At 30.5% G+C, this 19623-nt stretch carries 22 protein-coding genes; all 22 read left to right on the forward strand.

The features are described from left to right. The coding region (locus RMO53_RS03565) for a hypothetical protein (RefSeq protein ID WP_310378114.1) at positions 1-822 on the forward strand (822 nt) is incomplete at its 5' end. A gap of 19 nt (positions 823-841) precedes the next feature. After that, a complete protein-coding gene (locus RMO53_RS03570; RefSeq protein WP_310378115.1) occupies positions 842-1900 on the forward strand; it encodes a hypothetical protein in 1059 nt (352 codons plus the stop codon). Between the two features lie 16 nt (positions 1901-1916). Further along, positions 1917-2918, forward strand: a complete 1002-nt coding sequence (locus RMO53_RS03575; protein WP_310378117.1) for a hypothetical protein — start codon at positions 1917-1919, stop codon at positions 2916-2918. A 9-nt stretch (positions 2919-2927) separates the two neighbouring features. Further along, entirely contained in the window at positions 2928-4079 is a 1152-nt protein-coding gene (locus RMO53_RS03580) for a hypothetical protein (protein ID WP_310378120.1), read from the forward strand. Between the two features lie 54 nt (positions 4080-4133). Then, entirely contained in the window at positions 4134-4613 is a 480-nt protein-coding gene (locus tag RMO53_RS03585; RefSeq protein ID WP_310378122.1) for a hypothetical protein, read from the forward strand. Positions 4614-4682: 69 nt separating this feature from the next. Continuing rightward, entirely contained in the window at positions 4683-5075 is a 393-nt protein-coding gene (locus RMO53_RS03590; protein WP_310378124.1) for a hypothetical protein, read from the forward strand. Positions 5076-5086: 11 nt separating this feature from the next. Then, on the forward strand, positions 5087-5872 hold the full coding sequence (locus tag RMO53_RS03595; protein WP_310378126.1) for a hypothetical protein: 786 nt from the start codon (positions 5087-5089) through the stop codon (positions 5870-5872). Between the two features lie 30 nt (positions 5873-5902). Beyond that, a complete protein-coding gene (locus RMO53_RS03600) occupies positions 5903-6379 on the forward strand; it encodes a hypothetical protein (RefSeq protein ID WP_310378127.1) in 477 nt (158 codons plus the stop codon). A 4-nt stretch (positions 6380-6383) separates the two neighbouring features. Next, a complete protein-coding gene (locus RMO53_RS03605) occupies positions 6384-6827 on the forward strand; it encodes a hypothetical protein (RefSeq protein WP_310378129.1) in 444 nt (147 codons plus the stop codon). Between the two features lie 42 nt (positions 6828-6869). Further along, complete coding sequence (locus RMO53_RS03610; RefSeq protein WP_310378131.1) at positions 6870-7385, forward strand: hypothetical protein; 516 nt, start codon at positions 6870-6872, stop codon at positions 7383-7385. Positions 7386-7415: 30 nt separating this feature from the next. After that, positions 7416-9131: a WG repeat-containing protein gene (locus RMO53_RS03615; RefSeq protein ID WP_310378133.1), complete on the forward strand. Its 1716-nt coding sequence runs from the start codon at positions 7416-7418 to the stop codon at positions 9129-9131. 28 nt (positions 9132-9159) lie between these two features. After that, a complete protein-coding gene (locus RMO53_RS03620; RefSeq protein WP_310378134.1) occupies positions 9160-10449 on the forward strand; it encodes a WG repeat-containing protein in 1290 nt (429 codons plus the stop codon). A gap of 51 nt (positions 10450-10500) precedes the next feature. Then, positions 10501-10944 carry a hypothetical protein gene (locus RMO53_RS03625; RefSeq protein ID WP_310378136.1) on the forward strand — a complete coding sequence of 148 codons (444 nt, stop codon included), beginning with the start codon at positions 10501-10503 and terminating at the stop codon, positions 10942-10944. Positions 10945-10977: 33 nt separating this feature from the next. Next, positions 10978-11856, forward strand: a complete 879-nt coding sequence (locus RMO53_RS03630; protein ID WP_310378138.1) for a hypothetical protein — start codon at positions 10978-10980, stop codon at positions 11854-11856. Further along, positions 11853-13142, forward strand: coding sequence for a WG repeat-containing protein (locus RMO53_RS03635; RefSeq protein WP_310378140.1), 1290 nt, complete (start codon positions 11853-11855; stop codon positions 13140-13142). Before RMO53_RS03630 ends, RMO53_RS03635 begins: the two co-directional genes overlap by 4 nt. A 36-nt stretch (positions 13143-13178) precedes the next feature. Continuing rightward, a complete protein-coding gene (locus tag RMO53_RS03640) occupies positions 13179-13829 on the forward strand; it encodes a hypothetical protein (RefSeq protein ID WP_310378142.1) in 651 nt (216 codons plus the stop codon). 279 nt (positions 13830-14108) lie between these two features. Next, positions 14109-15884 carry an AMP-dependent synthetase/ligase gene (locus RMO53_RS03645; protein ID WP_310378144.1) on the forward strand — a complete coding sequence of 592 codons (1776 nt, stop codon included), beginning with the start codon at positions 14109-14111 and terminating at the stop codon, positions 15882-15884. Between the two features lie 250 nt (positions 15885-16134). After that, complete coding sequence (locus RMO53_RS03650; protein WP_310378146.1) at positions 16135-17190, forward strand: proline iminopeptidase-family hydrolase; 1056 nt, start codon at positions 16135-16137, stop codon at positions 17188-17190. 127 nt (positions 17191-17317) lie between these two features. Next, entirely contained in the window at positions 17318-17716 is a 399-nt protein-coding gene (locus tag RMO53_RS03655) for a hypothetical protein (protein ID WP_310378148.1), read from the forward strand. A 261-nt stretch (positions 17717-17977) separates the two neighbouring features. Further along, positions 17978-18742: a DUF4382 domain-containing protein gene (locus RMO53_RS03660; protein ID WP_310378150.1), complete on the forward strand. Its 765-nt coding sequence runs from the start codon at positions 17978-17980 to the stop codon at positions 18740-18742. Between the two features lie 149 nt (positions 18743-18891). After that, positions 18892-19323 (forward strand): MarR family transcriptional regulator, encoded by a 432-nt coding sequence (locus tag RMO53_RS03665; protein WP_310378152.1) that lies wholly within the window; start codon positions 18892-18894, stop codon positions 19321-19323. Positions 19324-19378: 55 nt separating this feature from the next. Beyond that, the coding region (locus RMO53_RS03670) for a 3-hydroxyacyl-CoA dehydrogenase NAD-binding domain-containing protein (protein ID WP_310378154.1) at positions 19379-19623 on the forward strand (245 nt) is incomplete at its 3' end.

Genomic DNA, 19623 nt, shown 5'->3' on the forward strand with positions numbered 1-19623 from the left:
AAGTCGAATAATGCACCAATAATCTATCAAACAAGTTTATTTGCAAGCAAGCATCTCAGCGAGTATAATGACAAATGCGTGCAGCTTAATTCCAAAACAGGAGACACCATTCAAACCCTAATCATTGAATCCATAAACACCCAACCCATTTTCAAAGGTAATATTATGTATTGTACTGCTATTGATACTGAAACTGGTGGCATTGTTTTGGCGTATGATTTAAAAAAAAATGCAGTGGTTTGGAAAAAATTTATAGCGCATGGTGTGGATAAGCAACCGTATTATCTAAAAGATAAAATAATTGCCAATGCCGAAGACGACAACTGGTTTGAATTGGATTATAACGGAAAATTATTAGATACAACCTGCAAGCATAAAACAAATCTATTCGTAGAAGACATAAAATGCGTGCGAAATTTTAAGTATTTAACCCACAATCAAAAGGAATTAACCTCAATCAATTTTGAGGATCAGGAGTGGCTCAAAATAAAATATACAAAAGACCATACTTTAATTTTAGGCGAAAGTAAAATGCTGATTATCAACAGCAAGAATAAAATAGAAAAAGAAATAAAACTAGAAGAAACCATTTCGGACGCTGAAAATAAAACAGGTTTTTATACCGAAATTCTAAAAACTGAAGCGAACACGGTTTGGTTCATCTATTTAAGTACACTAGTCATTTATGATTTCATGAATAACAAAATAATACAAACTTTTGACTTAAACCAATGGCATCCACACCAGGCAGTTTTGGACGGAAACAACTTATGGCTGATTTCCAAGGATGATGGAGAGTTGGTTGGGTTAAAACTGGAATAATTAATTAAAACTATAAAACATGAAAACAACAAAATTAATGCTCATCGTAATTTTTACACAATTTTGCATAAATAACACAAATGCCCAAACCCACACATTTATGCCAGGATGGTGCAAATTGGCAAAATCGAGTGGGAAAAGTGTAAAAAGTGAAAGTGCCATACATCAATGCCAAGTTTGTGATGCCAAAGACAAAAAAGAAAAAGCGGCAAAATTAACCGAAGACAACAGACGTAATCAAATGATTTGGGATAAAGCTAAAGCGGATAAAATAGCGAGTGAAAATGCACGTAAAGCCAAACTATTAGAAGATGCAAAAAAAGCACATTCTGGAGAGGTTTTGATTAATGGAAATAAGAATATTGGCTTAAAAAATGTACCCTCAAGTAAAATATCGGCAATCAATAAGCTTCAAAAAAATTATTTTTATAGTAGTAATAAATTTGACGATAGTAAAAGTTTTCTTAATTATTTTAACCTTGGTTATAATAGTTTTATAGTTAATGGTGATACTGTTTTTAAAAAGCACGAATTTAAATCGTGCCATGGTATTGCAAGTGAACTACTTAATAATCATCCAGAGATTAACAAGTATAATTTTCCGCCTAATATTGGTATTGTAATATTAAATGAAGAAAAGACAATCCCTATTGGGAATGGAAGAACACGCGCAGTAAAAAGTCCAATTTCTGATTTAGTGGATATAAAAGGTAGAAGGATTTTAAATGATGATAATATTACGGCAATTCTACATTTAGCAGATGATTATTTTATTTTAGCGAAGGGATTTACTTATTCAAGCGATAGCGGTACAAAATCCGATGATGCTGAAATATATAATCTAAAGACAAAAAAAAGCTTTCCAATTACAAAAGGTTTTATATATGGTTCAAGCAGTGTTTTCTTTTCAAATGACCTTAGAACTGCTTGCGTAGCGTATTGTATAAAAAAAGAAAGATTAAAACCCAAAGATAGTTATAAAGCATTTGTAGTAACTAGTCTCGATTACAGCAAAAAGTATGCCATTTACTATATTAATAATGATGGTGAAATTGAACGTCAAGAAATAAACAATTAATTTAAAACGAAAACGCATGAAAAACACAATATTCATAGGCTTATTGCTAATTGGGATAAATAGTTTTGCACAAACCACCCAGTTCGAGAAACCAAGATATTTAAAACACGCTACATTACTTTGCCCAATTGATATTACAAAATCGTATAGTAAAGAGGGATTGATTGGTGCAAATACCTCTACTGTTTCAATAATAGAAAAGAATTCTTTCGAAGAAAAGACAGATCTGGAGGGAAAACTAGTGAAGCTTCCAAAAGTTTTAAAAGACACCATTCTTGTCAAAAACATTTTAATAGACAATGGAAGTGCTTTTAATGTTGTACAACAAATTGGTTCATTTAGTATTATCAAATTTTGGAAATTAAGTGAGTCAAGTGGTAAAGGCTTATTAAAAACCCTTAATTCAAAATTTAAAACAGATACAATATCGAAAAGTGAGCTTATCGTTGAAAAAAATTATGCTAATTTAAAAATTACAGGACTTCTTGCAGAAAATCAAAATGAAGTTATTGATTTATCTAAAAGCTATTATATTGTTCCAACTAAAACATTAATCAACAACTCTACTGAATTTGAAAACAAAAGCGGATTATGGAACATAGGATTATTAGTACTGCCAGTAAAAATTAGACCCTTTTCAACCGAAAGTGGTCAATTTGATTTTACAAGTGGTTTTTCAGTAGGAACTACATTCGCTTGGACAGTTCACCATAATTGGAAAACTAACTTTTCACACAGCTTTCTCGTTTATGGTGGTATAAGCAGCTACAAAGCAGATGAAAGCAAAATAAAAGAATTCCGTGAAGATTATACTATTGCAACCTTCTCTCCAGCTCTTGGATGGATGTTTGAAAAGAACAATGTCCAACTTGGATTACTTGTGGGTATTGATTTTCCTGCCGGAAACTTACAACAAAAATGGGTTTATCGCAATCAACCTTGGTTCGGTATAGGTATTGGCATAGCTCTATTTAAAATCAATAGTGATGAACAAACTAAAAGCGGAGAAAATAAATAATTTATAATTATGAAAAAAACACTCACCATACTATTTCTTATTCAAATATCACTATCAGTTCAAGCCCAAAAAGTGCCGTACGAAAAACTTGATTCTATTTCTGCCGCAATCAGTAAGTTGCAGTTTGAAGCCAATGGACTAAAGTATAATGATGGTAAAACAGATTATGAAATTAGTTTTCCGGATGAGAATTTTGCAGTTGCATTCAATAGTCAATTGGCAACTAATGTGGTTTATAAAAAATCGAGCAACAAAGAACTAATGTATTTAACCGAAAATATTAGTTTGGGTAGAGTGGTTGGTTTTACTTCCGAAGTTATGGAAAACAACATTGTTGCATGGAAAATAAATTTTGGCAAATTTACAGTAACTACCCAAATTTTTGAAGATGGCAAGTTGATAGATACCACATTCAAAAACGAAATGATACTTTATTCATACATAAATGCAAATAAAAAAGCAACAGACCCAACTTTTTTTAATAGTTTTTCGGAATTATGCAATACAATGAAAAGAGGTATTGATATGATAACCGATAAAGAATTAGAAAGTGAAAATAAAGATTGGAGTGATAAAAATATTGCAAGGGCTGATTTTGTAAAAAAACATCCTAATTCTGTGAGAACAATGCAGGCAAAAAATATTATTGCAAACAAAGAGAAAGCTAAAGCTGAAATTGCACAAAAGTTTGTTCCAATAATGGAATATGCAAGCAAATATCAATTCTTATGGAAACCAAATATGACAGAACAAGAGTTTAAAACATATAATGGAACAATTTATCAATATAAATGGATGTTATATGGGAATAGTACTCATACAAGAGATGTCGGAATGCCTTTATCAGTAATTGGATATTCCCCAGATGGTCCTAATACCTATAGAATTAATAATTTAGGTAAAGTATCCTACTTTCATGTAATTTATAAAAGAGTAAAAAAAGAAAAGGAAGCAACAAGAAAATTTTATGAAGATGCAAAGAAAAGCGTTTCTAATGCAGAAAATTACTTTACTGTTGACGGTGACTCATTTACAATAGCAATACCAAAATCTCAAAATGAGCCAAAAGAAATTGAATATTATATAACAACATTAATAACTGAAATAGACAAATGGAGTTTAATAAATATCATTTTTCATACAGACAAAAGCTTAAAATAAATGCCACAACTCAACCGCTTTCAAGACGAAAACCTAAATAATAAATTTTAAACCATGAAAAAACTAATCACAATTTGCCTTATATTGGCAACAACATTTGAAGTAAATGCACAAGTAAAAGAGCAACTTATTGGAAATTGGGATCTAAATAAAGTTTCATTTAAAAATACAGAAACAACACAGGATGGCGGTAATGAAGAGTATTTTAGTATTTTTAAAGCGGCATTATTAAATGCGGTAAAAGAAGGGTATAAATTAACTAAAGAGGATAAAGAACTACTGGATCTTGAAGCAGAAGCTTTGTCGGGTATTTATTTTGCAAGTGCTATAGATTTTGATAAAACCGGTGGATTCAAAAATGAATATATGCAAGGATCAATATCTGGTAAATATATTATAGAATCATCTATCGGCTTAAAAATGAATTGGAAAGATGGTGATGAAATCGTATTAGAAATAATAAAACTAAATTCAACAGATTTAATACTTAAAGATAAAAATTTAAATGTTGTTTTCTATTATAAAAGAAGCTAAGAATAGAATCCCAAAATATTTTTTTTTACTCATTACTCATCAAATTATTAAATAGCAGAAACATAAATTATGAAAAAACTAATCACAATTTGTCTTTTAATGGCAACAGCATTTACGGTAACTGCTCAAACTTTTGATGCTAAAGATATGGACGGTATGTGGGAGCGTAGCGATGGTGTACGGATCAGCATTACCGGTACCGCAATATTTGCCGAAGGTAGTAGGGCTTTAATATTTGCGGTTGGAAACAGTGGATGGCCTACAAGTGTAGTGCAATATAACTATAAATTTACAAACATAAAACACAAGGGAAACAACACTTGGACAGCAAATAACAATGCGTTTTCAAAATCAAATAACACCTTTATACCGAGCGGTAATTCAATATTGATTATGAACAAAGACAAAAGTGATTTCACTAGCGGTGGCTACACTTATTATCGAAAATCATTGGTACATTAAACATTATATTAATGAAAAAACCAATCCTATCCATCATTTCCCTCCTTTTCTGCATCATCATTTTTGCACAAGAAACCAAACAGTATCTTTTTATAGGAACTTTTGAGAAAAATAAAAGGGGAATTTGCAGTGATTATGAATTGGTTCACGAAGAAATTAAAGACTATGCCGATTATAATATAAAACGCATCCAATTTCAGGAGGAACACAAATCGCAAAGTCCCAATACTCGTTTAATTGATAAAAGCGAAAATGTTATTGCGTATCAATACGAAAAAAAAATTGCTGGTTGTGACTGTAACTCGAATGTGATAAGCACTAAAACCAGTAAATCTATTGAAGATTGCTACAAACAATTTGCAGAACACCAAGCCAAATATCCCAAAGATTTTACAACACAACCTAAAATCATTTTTACCTGGCAAGGAAAAGGCGATCGAATAGCAACATATTCAGAAGATTTTGGTGGATTAAGCGGGAAATTTAGTGCTGGCAACACAGCCACTAAAACCATAATAGTAGCGCAACTCACCAATAACACAACTGACAAATTAGCTTGCGTAACACTAAAAATTGATGATGATACAGAAACAATGGAATACATTCATCCGAGTAATACTTTCTCAAAAAAATACGATACTAAAAAACTAGATGTAAAAGTTATATATTTAGATAATAATGTAAAACCCACTGCGGAAGTACTTACTAAAATAAAAAACAATGTGCGAAAACTGATAATCAACGAAAACGGCACATTTAAAACTAAAATTATTGGATCTATTGGCGTTAGGGGATAAAATAAATTAACATCATTTAAAAAAAATTACATGAAAAAAATACTCTGTTTATTTTTTATAATTCTCGTAGTCTTATCTGCAAAATCACAAGGAAATTTCAACAGTATCGACATGATGCTATTAGAAAAAGCACCTAGTACAAGCCATAGTCACATGAATAAACTATTAGTGCCGACAACTGCAAATAGTACGGTAACAAAAAAGTCAAATGCTTCTGGAGGCGACACTTTTTTCATGTATTACCAAGATAAACTCAGTTTGACTATAAATTACTCAAAAGATACTTTGGTGGTTTCTGCACTAATGCCAAGTCAAAGTATGAAGGATATTGAGACGGAATTATTAGAAAAAAAATTCAAAAAAACAAAAATAAAAGCATACAAAAATGCGCAAGGAAATATCCTAAAAAGATACGAATGGTCAAAAAAAGACTATCCTTATCGGTTCATAACCTATGATAATTATCAAGGAATTGAATTATTAACTAAAATTTCTGATGAATATTAAATTTATGAAAACCATCCTCACCCTTTTCCTATTCCTACTATTCACACTTTCTGTAAAAGCACAATCGTATAAATCTAATTTAATAAAAACAGTAGAGTCTATCAACAGTATGCTGCAACCAAATAAAATGGTACGGTTTACAGATCAGAATTACAATACATTTTACCCAACTAAAATAAATGCGAACTTACAAGGTGATGTGATTTGCGTCGATAGTTTAAGTGCTTACAGTACAAAACCAAACGGTATCATGTTCAATTTGTTGAAGGTAAAATCGTTTGTGATAAAAGCAGATGAAATTGTGGCTTTTGGTCAGGATCAAGAAACAATAATCGCCATTGGCCACGGTAATGAGTCAGAAAGGCAAGCACTCAGGAAAGAATTATATGCATTATTGATTATATGTCGTTTATATTCTGAACAAGATCCTAGATTTAAATGCGATTAATAATTTCGAAAATACGAAACCTACAACCAAAATTCTAATATCATGAAAAAAAACACAAAAACATTCCTAGTCATTGCTCTAATAACATTAATTGCAGCATGCACTAAAGTTCCATTATCTGACAATTTAATATCGTCAGTACCTGAGTTAAATGGGCAATATGAATTTGGTGATTCTTTAATTGTTAAATTTGATGTTGCAGATGATAAAACTGTAAAATTCACACAATACAAACCTGATGGAAATGGGAATTTTGAATCTGAAAGTGACGAATATGATTTGCCTATATATTTTACAGATATTAAACACAAAGGAAAGATTCGTCATTTTATGAGTGTTCAATATAAATCGGATGCTATTTATTATATTACCAAAGAGTTTTCTATGAAAAAAGGAAATTTAATCATCATCAATTTGAATCAGAGTTATATAGATTGGAAGTTTAAAGTCGAAGATTTTGAAACTTCAGAAAAATTTAAAAAATTCATGACCGATAATATTGATAATCCTGATATTTTTATAAAAGAAAAACAACTTTTTACAAAAAGAGAATTGTAATTAAAAATGAAAATCTGTTAACTACATACAATGAAAAATCAATTATTTACTTTACTACTTTCCTTGCTAGTTTTTACTTCAACTGCACAAGAAATATTCATAAAAAATGAAAAATATGGTCTTAAAGACAATTTAGGAAAAATTATAACTAAAGCTAAATTTGATCATATTAATGATTTTGTTGACAATATTGCTGTTACAAAATTAAAAGATAAATACGGAATTATAAATTCTAGTGGCATAGAAATCATTGAACCCATTTATCAAGAAATTAAACCGTTTGTTTATTTAAGTATCTACATAGATGTTCAACTTGATGGAAAATGGGGAGTTTTAAACTCACAAGGAAAAGAAGTTATTGCTCCAAAATATCATGAACCTGTTGAAATAAATTATTTTTCAGATTATACAATAGTTTGCTTAGCAAAATCTATAGAAGTTTCAAGCGGAAAAGTTAAATCTAAAATGTATGGAGCAATTGATAATGAAACTTTAAAAGAAGTTATTAGTCCAAAATATGTTTATTTAAAAAGTCAAGATTTTGGCTATTTTGAAGCACGAACTGATGAAAAGTATAAAAAATTTGGGTTAATTGATGTTAATGAAAAAGTAATTTTTCCGATGGAATATGAAAATGTATTTGCTATTTCAAAAGATATTATTGCATTTGAAAAAAATAAAAAATTTGTTTTAGTAAACAGCAAAGGGTATTCAATTAGTAGTGTTTCATATGATGAAGTTTATAAATTATCAGAAAATAGAGCCAAAGTAAAAAGGAATGGTAAATTTGGTTTTATTGACGAAAAAGGAAAAGAAGTTATTCCATGTCAATATGATGAAGTTGAATATTACTTTTACAAAGGAAAAATAAAAGTTACATTAAATGGCAAAAAAATTGAAATTGATATTAATGGTAACGAAGTAACCGTTTCTGAAACAATAAAACCAAGAGAAGATTTAATCTTTATTAATGGTAGCGATGAAATAGCCTTCAATTTAATTAATTTTAAAGAAAATGTTGCTGATAGTAAAAATTTAAAATTGGTTGATAATTACCTAAGCAATACTAAAAATTATACTGCAGTTATAGCTTCTGTAGATAATTTAATGAGCGAAGCAGCTAATAACAAAACCGCCTACAAGGAATTTGCAAATTATTTATATGCTAAATATTCTAACTCTGACTATGCTTGTTATGATGCAATTCCTATTCATGTTTCCCAAAAATACATGTGCGATACTGATGCTCCTTATGGTGGCGGTTATTGGCTTGGTGCTGAAAATAAAAAAGAAATTTGTGACTATGGAAAGAAAAACAAACCTTCGTTATGTGGCGAAAAAGTTTCAGATGTGCATATAAAATTACTTCCTCAAACCAATTCAAAATACCTTCATTTAGACGACGTTGAATCTAAATACACGCTACTCCTTTTTTGGAGTAACGATTGTCCGTATTGCGAAAAACAAATTCAGTTTTTAGCATCTAATTATGCTGAATTAAAAAAATCGGGCGTAGAAATTATTGGAATTTCAGGAGATTATGAAGCTAAAGACAAAGCCGAACAATTAATTGTTAGCAACAATATGGATTGGATAAATACAGTTGATTTAAATCACAGTTTTATCAAAAAATTAAATGTTACAGCTTATCCGCATCTGTTTTTATTGGATAAAGACAAAAAAATTATCATTAAAGCGATAAGTGCTGAACAAACTTTAGAATATTTGAAATCGCAAAACAATTAATAATTTATACATTAAAATGTTAATCAAAATGAAAAATAAAACAAATAATTTTTTAAAAATAGTTGCACTAATCAACTTGTTTTTTTTAGCACAAACTAATTTAGTTGCACAAGAACTTTTTCCGTTAAAAGTAAATAACAAATGGGGTTTGTATAACAATCGTGGTGAGAAAAAAATTTCGATAGAAAAAGATTATTATAGTATTTTAGAGTTTAACGATGGAATAGCTCTTTTTCAAAAAACAGAATTTATGCAATATTTTGGATACATAAATGAAAAAGGTGAAGAAGTTATTGAACCTAAATATTTATGGAAATATTATTTTAAAGATGGAATTGCTCGTGCTTATTTAGATAATTATGGTTTTATTGATAAAAATGGAGAAGTAATAATTGATTTTAAATATGACATTGCTCAAGAATTCTCCGAAGGTTTAGCGGCTGTTAAAATTGGCGAAAAATATGGATATATTGATAAAAAGGATACTGTAATAATTCCTTTAATTTATGATTATGCATCAAGTTTTAGTGAAGGCTTTGCAGCTGTTAAATTAAATGATAAATATGCTTTTATTGATAAAAATGGCGTTCCATTAACTGAATTTAAATACCGAACTGTTATTGATTTTTCCGAAGGAATGGCAATGGTTATGACTGATAAAGGAGTTGGATATATTGATAAAACAGGTAAAGAGATAATTGCTCCAAGATATAATGAAGGACATCAACATTTTGTTAATGGTTTAGCAATGGTAAAGCTAGATAAAAAAATTGGATTTGTTGATAAAACTGGAAAGGAAATAATTGCCACTAAATACGAAGAAGCTGGAGATTTTAAAGACGGATTAATTCCTGTTAAGTTAAACAATAAATATGGATTTGTAAATAAACTAGGTCAAACTATAATTGACCTGAAATATGATATTGTTGGCTATTTCTCTAACAATCTTGCAGTAGTAACTTTAGATAGTAAAAGTGGATTTATTGACAAAACAGGAAAGGTAATAATTCCTTTAAAATATGATATATGTGGTGAATTTAAAACAAACTTAGCTCCAGTTATTTTAAATAGTAAAGGTGGGTACATTGACGCAACAGGAAAAGAAGTTATTGCATTACAATATGACGATTTGAGTTTTTTTTCAGAAGACTTAGCATCTGTTAAATCAAATGGAAAATATGGTTACATAAATACAATTGGCAAATTGATGATTCCGTTTGAATATGATAAAGCAGAAGCATTTACAAACGGTGTTGCTAAAGTTACATTAGACGGTAAAGAATTTTATATCAATAAATTAGGTAAAAAAATTGAGTAACGTATTTAAGGTGATTTTTTAAAACATTTAAAACCTAAAACTTAACTTTTTATGACTTTTCAAAACCGCTTTCAAGACGAAAATTTATTAGTTTCTAACTTTTATAAAGAAGTTTTGGTTGTTTGTCCTTCTTGTTCCAAAAAAGCAATGGCAACTGTTGATTTTGATGCTTGCGAAGCAAAGTTAATTTGTACGCATTGTAGCTGTATAAAAAAATCGACAACAAAGTTCCGGAAAGATGGAAGCATACAAACCGCAGCTCATAGCTATTTTGATGCTGAACTGTGGTTGTTAGCCTCTTTTAAAAATGGTATTTTCTTTGCTTATAATGATAAACATTTGGAGTATTTAGAACGCTATATTGCAGCCACTTTACGAGAGCATAAAGATAGAACTGGCTTTACCATTTTAGAAAAATTACCCAAATTTTATCACGAAGCCAAGAACAGGGAGAGTTTGTTGAAAATCATTGCGAAATTGAAAACAAAAAAATAATTTATCAACCCACCGAATAGAAAAATTATAAAAATGAAAAACCTAATCACTATTTGCCTATTACTTACAACTGCCTTTACCATCAACGCACAAGAAAAACAAAAAGAAGTTTGCGATTGTCCCGAACCAAAAGGTGGCAAATTCATTGATTTCTGTATTTTGGTTGAAAATCAAGATATTAATTATAAAAAAAAGCTAATGGAAATGGCGTGTGTAGACCAAAAGAAAGATTCGCCTGAAACAATAAAAGCCAAAGTGAATTGCATGTGGGAAAAATATTATGACGAGTTTTCTTGTGAAGGGGAGGCTTTTACACCTCCTGGCAATGTATTAAAATATGCAATCAACCAAGGTTATGTTTATTTCGTTTATGGAATGGTTAGGGAATTTGGGATTAACATTAGCAGAGTTGATTCTCGAAATGGGAAAACTTTAATGGATTATATTGTAGATGAGATTAATATCAATGAAACATATTTAAACAAAATGAAAGTGATGGGTAATAGTTATCCAGACATTCGAAAAAGAATTGATGAGCATTGGAGTATTTACAACACATTAAAAAATGATTATTATGTACTCCACGCTAATGAGCTAAAATACAAACCGCAATATAGAAGAGGTGTGAAATTAAATGTATCCAAAGATATACTTCAAAAATATGTCGGCAAATATTCTTTAAAAATGGATACAGTTGAATTTACCATTTACATTACATTAGAAAATGACAAACTGTTTTTTACAGAAAACAATTTAAAATCCAAAGAAATAAACCCAGAAACGGAGACTGTTTTTTTTGATAAACCCAATTCAAATACAAGGTATTATTTTACTCTAAATGAAACGACTAGAAAATATGATTTTACATATGCTGCTGGAGAAATTAAATATAAAACAAAACGACTCGAATGAAAAACTTAATCACCATTTGCCTTTTACTAGCAACCGTTTTTACTCCATTCATATTATATAGTCAAGATTTAAAAATTTATTCGTTTCGTCCTGCTGGAAGCGAAAAATGGGGTTTTAAGGACAGTTCAGGGAAAATAATAATTAATCCCAAGTATGATGAGGTAGGACCATTACATGCAAAATTTTGCGCTGTAAACCTAAATGGAAAATGGGGATTTATTGACAGAAATGACAAAGAAATTGTTTCAATAAAGTATGATTGGGTCAACCCATTTTATTCAATTGTTAATAATACTACTTTTTTTGCAGTGAATCTCAATAACAAATGGGGATATGTTGACGACACAAATAAAGTAATAGTACCCATAAAATATGATAAAGCATTAGACGGGTTTTTCGAGGGTTTGTCCGAGGTAAGCCTTAATGGAAAATGTGGCTTTATCGATAAAACAGACAAAGTAATAATTCCATTAAAATACGATAATGCAGGTCAATTTATTAACAATACTTGCCGTGTATATTTGAATGGAAAAATTGGTCAAATTGACAAAACAGGCAAAGAAGTTATTCCTATTAAATACGATGAAATAGAAATATTCAGAGATGGTCTTGCACGTGTTCAAATAAATGGAAAATATGGATTCATTGACACTATCGGTAAAGAAATAATTTCTGTAAAGTATGATTCCGCAGAATTTTTTCATAATGGTTCTTCCCGTGTAGAAATAAGTGGCAACCATTATTTAATAGACAAAACGGGAAAATCAATTACTGTTGAGAGCAAAATAGAAAATTGCAATTGTCCTGCACCAGAAAAAGTCGACTATGCAAAAATTTGTAGTTACACTAAAGACAAAAAAATAGCAGTGGAAGAAAGTTTAAATTATCTATTTCAAGAAATACTTTTAAAAATGTCGTGTGCAGATTTAAAAAATGACTCGCAAGAAACTATCATTCAAAAAGTAAACTGTATGTGGAACAAATATAAAACGAAATTTAGTTGTGATAGTTTAGGATTCCATGTTTCAAATGGAAATATCCTCAAGTTTACTTTGAATTTTAATTTTCCTGATTTCACATATTATATGGGCGATTACTATAACGTAGATTTTATGTTTGTTGACCCAGCCGATGGCAAAACAGTTGTTGAATATATCGATGAAGAAATTGCTAATACTGCAAAAAATGGTTCAGGAAGAATTAGAGAATTGAACGAAGTAAAAGCTTTTATCCTAGAAAAAAGAAAATACAATCCTAAAGAACAAAGGTTTGAGCCCGTTAAATAATCAGATTTGAAAAAAAGCTAAAATTATAATTAAGCCATGTTCAAACCCATCACACGCCAAGAAATTTTTCGTACTTCTATTTTTGCAGATAATTTAATTGCTCTATTTCAGCAAAGCTATACATCAGACATTGACATGACTGTAAAATCAGAAGCCAGCATGCTCAAAAAGTATTACGACCATTTGCAACCTTTTAAAATTATTGAACCGCCTATAAATAGTAATTGTGTTTTGGCATTTAAGGCTACTAGTAAAAAAGAGTATATTGATACATTTTGCTTGGTGTTGCAAAATTTTTTGACAGCATTAAATATTGATGATTTATATTTAACCTATTTCAATAATAAGAATTTGTATCAGTTTGAATTCGAAAATTTTAGAAAACGAAATTTATTCAAATTAAATGGTGGAAAAAACACCAAAAACTTGGCATATCAAATAAAAGTAACTGATTTGCACAAAGGTTTTCCGTTGTTCTTTTTTTCTGGCGTATACGATGTTCCAGTTATTTTCTTGATTACTGCAAATGGAAAAACACCGCTTTCACTTCGGCTCTGTGATGATGGAAACCTTCACCTCAATTATCAAGAAATGTATCAAAATCAAATTCAAAAAGCAGCAAAAGAAGCAGGATTAAAAATGGGCGACATAGAAATATGTGTACAATATAGGCTGCAAAATCTATGACTTTAAAAACTTTAATATTGATTGGTGTTCAAACAAAAAAACACCCAAATTTATAAAAAACACGTAATTCCACAAAAAAAATCGCCTTGGTATAAAGCTTTCGTATATCGCTATTTCAAGACCATACCTATCTATTTTTGACTAATAATCTGTATCGATTATTCAGGACTAATCACGTCCAAAATAAACAATCTCCAATAATAATAAATCAATTTTAAAGTATTTTCAAAAAATTAATAGTTTTTTACTATTTTGCATCAAATTAATACGACCACAAAAATGACCAACATCACCAGATTATTTGATTTTCCTCAATATCAAAAAGAAAAGTACAATACTATTGCTGATGCATTAGTTACCAAACAAAATGGAGAATGGATAAAAACTTCAACAGACGAATATATTTCTAAAGCAAATGCAATTTCTAGAGCATTACTCAGAATGGAGGTTAAAAAAGACGATAAAATCGCACTAATAACTTCAACTAACAGAACCGAATGGAATATAATGGATATTGGAATCTTACAAACCGGAGCACAAAATGTTCCTATTTATCCAACCATTTCCGAAGAAGATTACGAATATATCCTAAATCATAGTGGCGCAAGCTATTGCTTTGTTTCTGATGCCGAAGTATTGCGAAAAGTAAACTTAATCAAACAAAATGTACCAACTTTAAAAGAAGTATTTTCGTTTAATGAAATCGAAGGATGCAAAAATTGGAAAGAATTACTTATCCTTGGCGAAGACCAAAACAATCAACAAGATGTAGAAGAACGAAAAAATCAGGTCAAAACAGATGATCTAGCCACTATAATCTATACATCAGGAACAACCGGAAGACCAAAAGGTGTAATGTTATCACACCAAAATATAGTGTCAAATGTTTTTGCTGGAGTCATAAGAATTCCTATTGATGCAGGCAATAGTAGAACAATGAGTTATTTACCAGTATGCCATATTCTCGAAAGATTTTATTTATATCTATGCCAATATTATGGGGTTTCAATCTATTTTGGAGAATCTTTTGAAAAAATTGGTGATAACCTCAGAGAGGTGAAACCAAATTTAATTACAGGTGTTCCACGTGTTCTCGAAAAAGTTTATGATAAAATATATTCAAAAGGGGCAGAACTCAAAGGTCTAAAAAAAATACTTTTCTTTTGGGCAATTAATTTAGGTGTTCGTTACGAACCTTATGGAGCAAACGGATGGTGTTATGAATTGCAACTTAAAATTGCAAGAAAACTTATTTTCAGTAAATGGAAAGAAGGCGTTGGAGGTAATCTAGAACTTATAGCCTGCGGAAGTGCAGCATTACAACCACGTCTGGCTAGAATTTTTGCAGCTGCCGAAATCACAATAATGGAAGGTTACGGTTTAACCGAAACCTCACCATTAGTTTCTATAAATGATATGCGCAACAAAGGTTTTAAAATAGGAACCGTAGGAAAAGTAATTGACAAAGTTGAAGTAAAAATAGCCGAAGACGGTGAAATTCTGTGCAAAGGCCCAAATATTATGATGGGCTATTACAAAGACGAACAGCAAACAAAGGAAGTACTTATTGATGGTTATTTTCATACAGGAGATATTGGTGAAATTGACAGTGAAGGTTTCTTAAAAATTACCGACCGTAAAAAAGAAATGTTTAAAACCTCTGGAGGAAAATATATTTCGCCTCAATTACTAGAAAACGCTATGAAACAATCCCGCTTTGTAGAACAAATTATGGTTATTGGAGATGGACAAAAAATGCCAGCTGCTTTCATCCAACCCAATTTTGATTTTGTAAAAGAATGGGCTAAAATTCACGAAATTAATATTGGAGAAACTAACGAAGCAATCATATCAAACCCAGAATTAATCGCCCGTATTCAAGATGAAGTTAATGAAATTAATAAAAAATTTGGAAGTTGGGAACAAATAAAGCGTTTTGAACTTACACCAGATACTTGGTGTATTGAAAGTGGACACCTCACTCCTACTATGAAATTAAAACGAAAAGTAGTACTAGAAAAATATAAAAGTTTATACCAAAAAATATATAACTAAACCCGTTGGGTGTAATTAGTTTTTAATGATAATTTTCCGTCTCCCGGAGCTTCGGGAAGAAAATTGTCCTTCGATTTCACTCAGGGTGAGAGAACAAGAAAAATTTCGTTAAAAACGATTCTCGATACCTGCCTGAGGCAGACAGGCATTTTTTGTTCCGTTTTACTCCCGAAGCTTCAGGACAAAAAACACTCGAATAGACGTTTTTAATAATTACACCCAACGGGTTAACTAACTTAAATTCTTTACCATGAAAATAAAATTATTACTCAGCATTTTGTTAACTATAATTTTATTTTCTAGCTGCAAAGAAAGTAAAACCGAAGATACCACAAAAGCCAATTATTTAGATTTCTCTAAAAGAGACGACCAATTTACAGGTGGTATCAAAATGATTCCTATCTCCACTCCTATCGGTAAATTCAAGGTTTGGACAAAAAGAGTGGGTAATAATCCAAAAATAAAAGTACTTCTTCTTCATGGTGGACCTGGAGGAACACATGAATTCTTTGAAAGTTTTGACGGTTATTTTCCTCAGGAAAGTATAGAATACATTTACTACGACCAATTGGGTTCTTACTATAGTGACCAACCCAACGATAATAGGCTTTGGACAAACGAACGCTTTGTAGAAGAAGTAGAACAAGTCAGAAAAGCATTGAAACTTGACAACACTAATTTCTACTTATTAGGACAATCTTGGGGAGGAATTCTAGCCATGGAATATGCTCTCAAATACCAAAAAAATCTGAAAGGACTAATCATTTCAAACATGATGGCAAGCGCTCCAGCTTATAATAAATATGCCGAAGATATTCTTGGTCCTCAACTTGATACAAGAGTTTTTACTCAAATAAAAGAGTTTGAAAAAAACAAAGACTACACTAATCCAAAATACATGGAGTTGTTGATGAACCATTACTACACCAAACATATTCTACGATTTCCGTTAGCTAAATGGCCAGAATCTATAAACAGAGCATTCAAACACCTGAACCCAAATGTATATGTATTTATGCAAGGTCCAAGTGAATTTGGTATCACCGGTGATGCCACTTTAAAAAAATGGGATATTACTGCCCAATTAAAAACATTGACGGTTCCAACCCTAGCAATTGGTTCAAAATACGACACTATGGATCCAAAACACATGAAATGGATTGCAAATGAAGTCCAAAACGGTCGCTTTTTATTCTGCCCAAACGGAAGCCATTTGTCTCAATACGACGACCAAGAACATTACTTTCCTGGATTAATTAAATTTCTGAAAGAGGTTGATAATAGATATTTCCCAAAATCCAGCTAAAAAAATAATATTTTAGTATTATTAACAATATGAAACTATAAATAGTTAATAATTTTAACATTTGTATAACCTTCATACCTATTTATTTAATACTTTTATCCAATAAACCAATTAAAACCAATAAATTATGAATGCAAAAAATTTTTTAGTTTCAGGTATTGTAGGTGGAATTGTTAATTTTCTACTAGGATGGTTATTTTATGACATTGTTTTCGCTGCTCAATTTCCAGTTAAGGAAGGTGCAGTTATGAATATGATGATGATTGCACTAGGTAGCTTAGTAGCAAGTTTATTTGTAGCCTACATTTTTTTAAAATGGGCAAACATCACTAATTGGAAAACAGCCCTAAAAGCTGGAGCAGTAATTGGATTATTTCTAGGCTTATATTGGAATTTCTATCAAAATGCATTCAATGCTACTGCCAACATTAATTGGCAAACTCTTTGTCTCGACACTGTTCTTACTATAGTTATGACCGCAATAACTGGAGCTGTAATTGCGATTGTATGTGATAAAATGAAATAATATTAATATTTTTTCGTTCTAAAACTCTTCATTCATTTGAAGAGTTTTTTTTTATACTTTAAAATCTTAATGGATGTTTTACCATAATATAAACAGGCGGTCAAACAATTTTAGAACAGAATTTTAAACTTTAATTTTTTATAAAAATAAAAAACTAGTAATTCTATAACATTATTAAAATATAATGAAACAATCAAAATAAAAAAATTAAAGACCTTTGTAATGTTATGAAAATTAATTCACAGCATAAAAGTAAATAAAATGAAAAAAATAATTTTTATCCTATCCACAATTGTATTTGGAATTACATTAAATTCTTGTAATAGCGATTCCGCATCAAAAAACTACCCGTACAATGTACGAATGACAGATGCACCTGGACCTTATGATGCAGTAAATATTGATTTACAAACAGTTGAAGTTACTGGAACAAATGAAGAAACCGTAACTTTAAATACAACAGCGGGAATATACAATCTATTGGATTTCTCCAACGGTTTGAGTACATTAATTGCAACAAGCACATTAACCGATTCAAATGTGGGGCAAATAAGATTGGTACTTGGCTCTAATAATACCGTTGTTGTAGGAGGTGTAAGTTACCCTTTGAGCACTCCAAGTGCAGAACAAAGTGGTTTGAAGTTATTAGTAAATCAAACACTGCAAGCAGATATTCAAAATGAAATTCTAATTGATTTTGATGCCAATTCTTCGGTAATACAAACCGGAAATGGAACCTACAAATTAAAGCCAGTTTTAAGAACTATAGTTACCGCTATATCTGGAAATATTAATGGAAGCATCACTCCTATTGGTATAACTGCAATAGTAACTGCGACTTCGACCACAAATGTTGTTTATTCCAGTAACGTAAATGAATTTGGTCAATTCCAAATTTCTGGACTTCCGCCTGGAACATATACTTTTACAGTAACTCCTTTATTACCAACACTTCCAGTTACAAAATTAAATGTTGTCGTACTTGTAGGTGCAACAACAAGTCTGGGAATTATACCACTTTTATAATTTAGGCACTGTATTCTAAATAATTTTAAAAATCACCTTCAAAGTAATTTTAAGGTGATTTTTTAATTTCAAATAATTTTGTAAAAATAATTTAATTTATTATGCGTGCATAGTATTTTTTAGTATCTTTGGAATTCATAATTTTAAAAATGAGGGATAAAACCATAGATTATATACTCCGAGCAACATGGCAAGCAGTTGCCAGAATGTATAATGAAGAAGCTGCAAAATTTGACGGCACCATGTCAACTGGTTTTGCGTTGCTGAGTATCGATAAAGAAGGCGGAACTCCTTCTACAACATTAGGTCCAAAAATGGGGATGGAAGCCACAAGCCTTACTAGAACATTAAAATCTATGGAAAATAAAGGGCTTATTTTTCGCAAGCCAAACCCAAATGATGGTCGTGGTGTACTTATTTACTTAACCGAATTTGGAAAAGAAAAAAGAGAATTATCTAAAAACACCGTATTAAAATTTAACGAAGCGGTAAAACAAAATGTTTCTGCCGAAAAATTGAATAATTTTATGGAAGTTTCAGAAATTATAAATGAATTAATTCAAGAAAAAAAAATATTTTAAATAATTATTGGTAGGGACAAGTCGCGTCTTGTCCGTACAACCAAAAAATAAAAAAATGAAAAGATTAATCAAAAAAGTAGCAGTTGTTGGATCCGGAATTATGGGTTCAGGAATTGCATGTCATTTTGCCAACATCGGTGTCGAAGTTTTATTGCTGGACATTATTCCAAAAGAACCAAACGAAGCCGAACTTAAAAAAGGGTTGACAATCGAAAGCAAAATCGTAAGAAACCGATTGGTTAATGATAGTTTAGCAAATGCACTCAAGTCAAAACCTTCTCCTATATATAGTGCAAAATT

Origin of the sequence: Flavobacterium sp. (assembly GCF_031409475.1) — a bacterium.
Lineage (GTDB): Bacteria > Bacteroidota > Bacteroidia > Flavobacteriales > Flavobacteriaceae > Flavobacterium.

What these genes read in the sequence shown, in the direction of transcription:
- RMO53_RS03570 (WP_310378115.1), top strand. Translation starts at nt 842, where the DNA reads ATGAAAACAACAAAATTAATGCTCATCGTAATTTTTACACAATTTTGC.
- RMO53_RS03575 (WP_310378117.1), top strand. Translation starts at nt 1,917, where the DNA reads ATGAAAAACACAATATTCATAGGCTTATTGCTAATTGGGATAAATAGT.
- RMO53_RS03580 (WP_310378120.1), top strand. Translation starts at nt 2,928, where the DNA reads ATGAAAAAAACACTCACCATACTATTTCTTATTCAAATATCACTATCA.
- RMO53_RS03585 (WP_310378122.1), top strand. Translation starts at nt 4,134, where the DNA reads ATGAAAAAACTAATCACAATTTGCCTTATATTGGCAACAACATTTGAA.
- RMO53_RS03590 (WP_310378124.1), top strand. Translation starts at nt 4,683, where the DNA reads ATGAAAAAACTAATCACAATTTGTCTTTTAATGGCAACAGCATTTACG.
- RMO53_RS03595 (WP_310378126.1), top strand. Translation starts at nt 5,087, where the DNA reads ATGAAAAAACCAATCCTATCCATCATTTCCCTCCTTTTCTGCATCATC.
- RMO53_RS03600 (WP_310378127.1), top strand. Translation starts at nt 5,903, where the DNA reads ATGAAAAAAATACTCTGTTTATTTTTTATAATTCTCGTAGTCTTATCT.
- RMO53_RS03605 (WP_310378129.1), top strand. Translation starts at nt 6,384, where the DNA reads ATGAAAACCATCCTCACCCTTTTCCTATTCCTACTATTCACACTTTCT.
- RMO53_RS03610 (WP_310378131.1), top strand. Translation starts at nt 6,870, where the DNA reads ATGAAAAAAAACACAAAAACATTCCTAGTCATTGCTCTAATAACATTA.
- RMO53_RS03615 (WP_310378133.1), top strand. Translation starts at nt 7,416, where the DNA reads ATGAAAAATCAATTATTTACTTTACTACTTTCCTTGCTAGTTTTTACT.
- RMO53_RS03620 (WP_310378134.1), top strand. Translation starts at nt 9,160, where the DNA reads ATGAAAAATAAAACAAATAATTTTTTAAAAATAGTTGCACTAATCAAC.
- RMO53_RS03625 (WP_310378136.1), top strand. Translation starts at nt 10,501, where the DNA reads ATGACTTTTCAAAACCGCTTTCAAGACGAAAATTTATTAGTTTCTAAC.
- RMO53_RS03630 (WP_310378138.1), top strand. Translation starts at nt 10,978, where the DNA reads ATGAAAAACCTAATCACTATTTGCCTATTACTTACAACTGCCTTTACC.
- RMO53_RS03635 (WP_310378140.1), top strand. Translation starts at nt 11,853, where the DNA reads ATGAAAAACTTAATCACCATTTGCCTTTTACTAGCAACCGTTTTTACT.
- RMO53_RS03640 (WP_310378142.1), top strand. Translation starts at nt 13,179, where the DNA reads ATGTTCAAACCCATCACACGCCAAGAAATTTTTCGTACTTCTATTTTT.
- RMO53_RS03645 (WP_310378144.1), top strand. Translation starts at nt 14,109, where the DNA reads ATGACCAACATCACCAGATTATTTGATTTTCCTCAATATCAAAAAGAA.
- RMO53_RS03650 (WP_310378146.1), top strand. Translation starts at nt 16,135, where the DNA reads ATGAAAATAAAATTATTACTCAGCATTTTGTTAACTATAATTTTATTT.
- RMO53_RS03655 (WP_310378148.1), top strand. Translation starts at nt 17,318, where the DNA reads ATGAATGCAAAAAATTTTTTAGTTTCAGGTATTGTAGGTGGAATTGTT.
- RMO53_RS03660 (WP_310378150.1), top strand. Translation starts at nt 17,978, where the DNA reads ATGAAAAAAATAATTTTTATCCTATCCACAATTGTATTTGGAATTACA.
- RMO53_RS03665 (WP_310378152.1), top strand. Translation starts at nt 18,892, where the DNA reads ATGAGGGATAAAACCATAGATTATATACTCCGAGCAACATGGCAAGCA.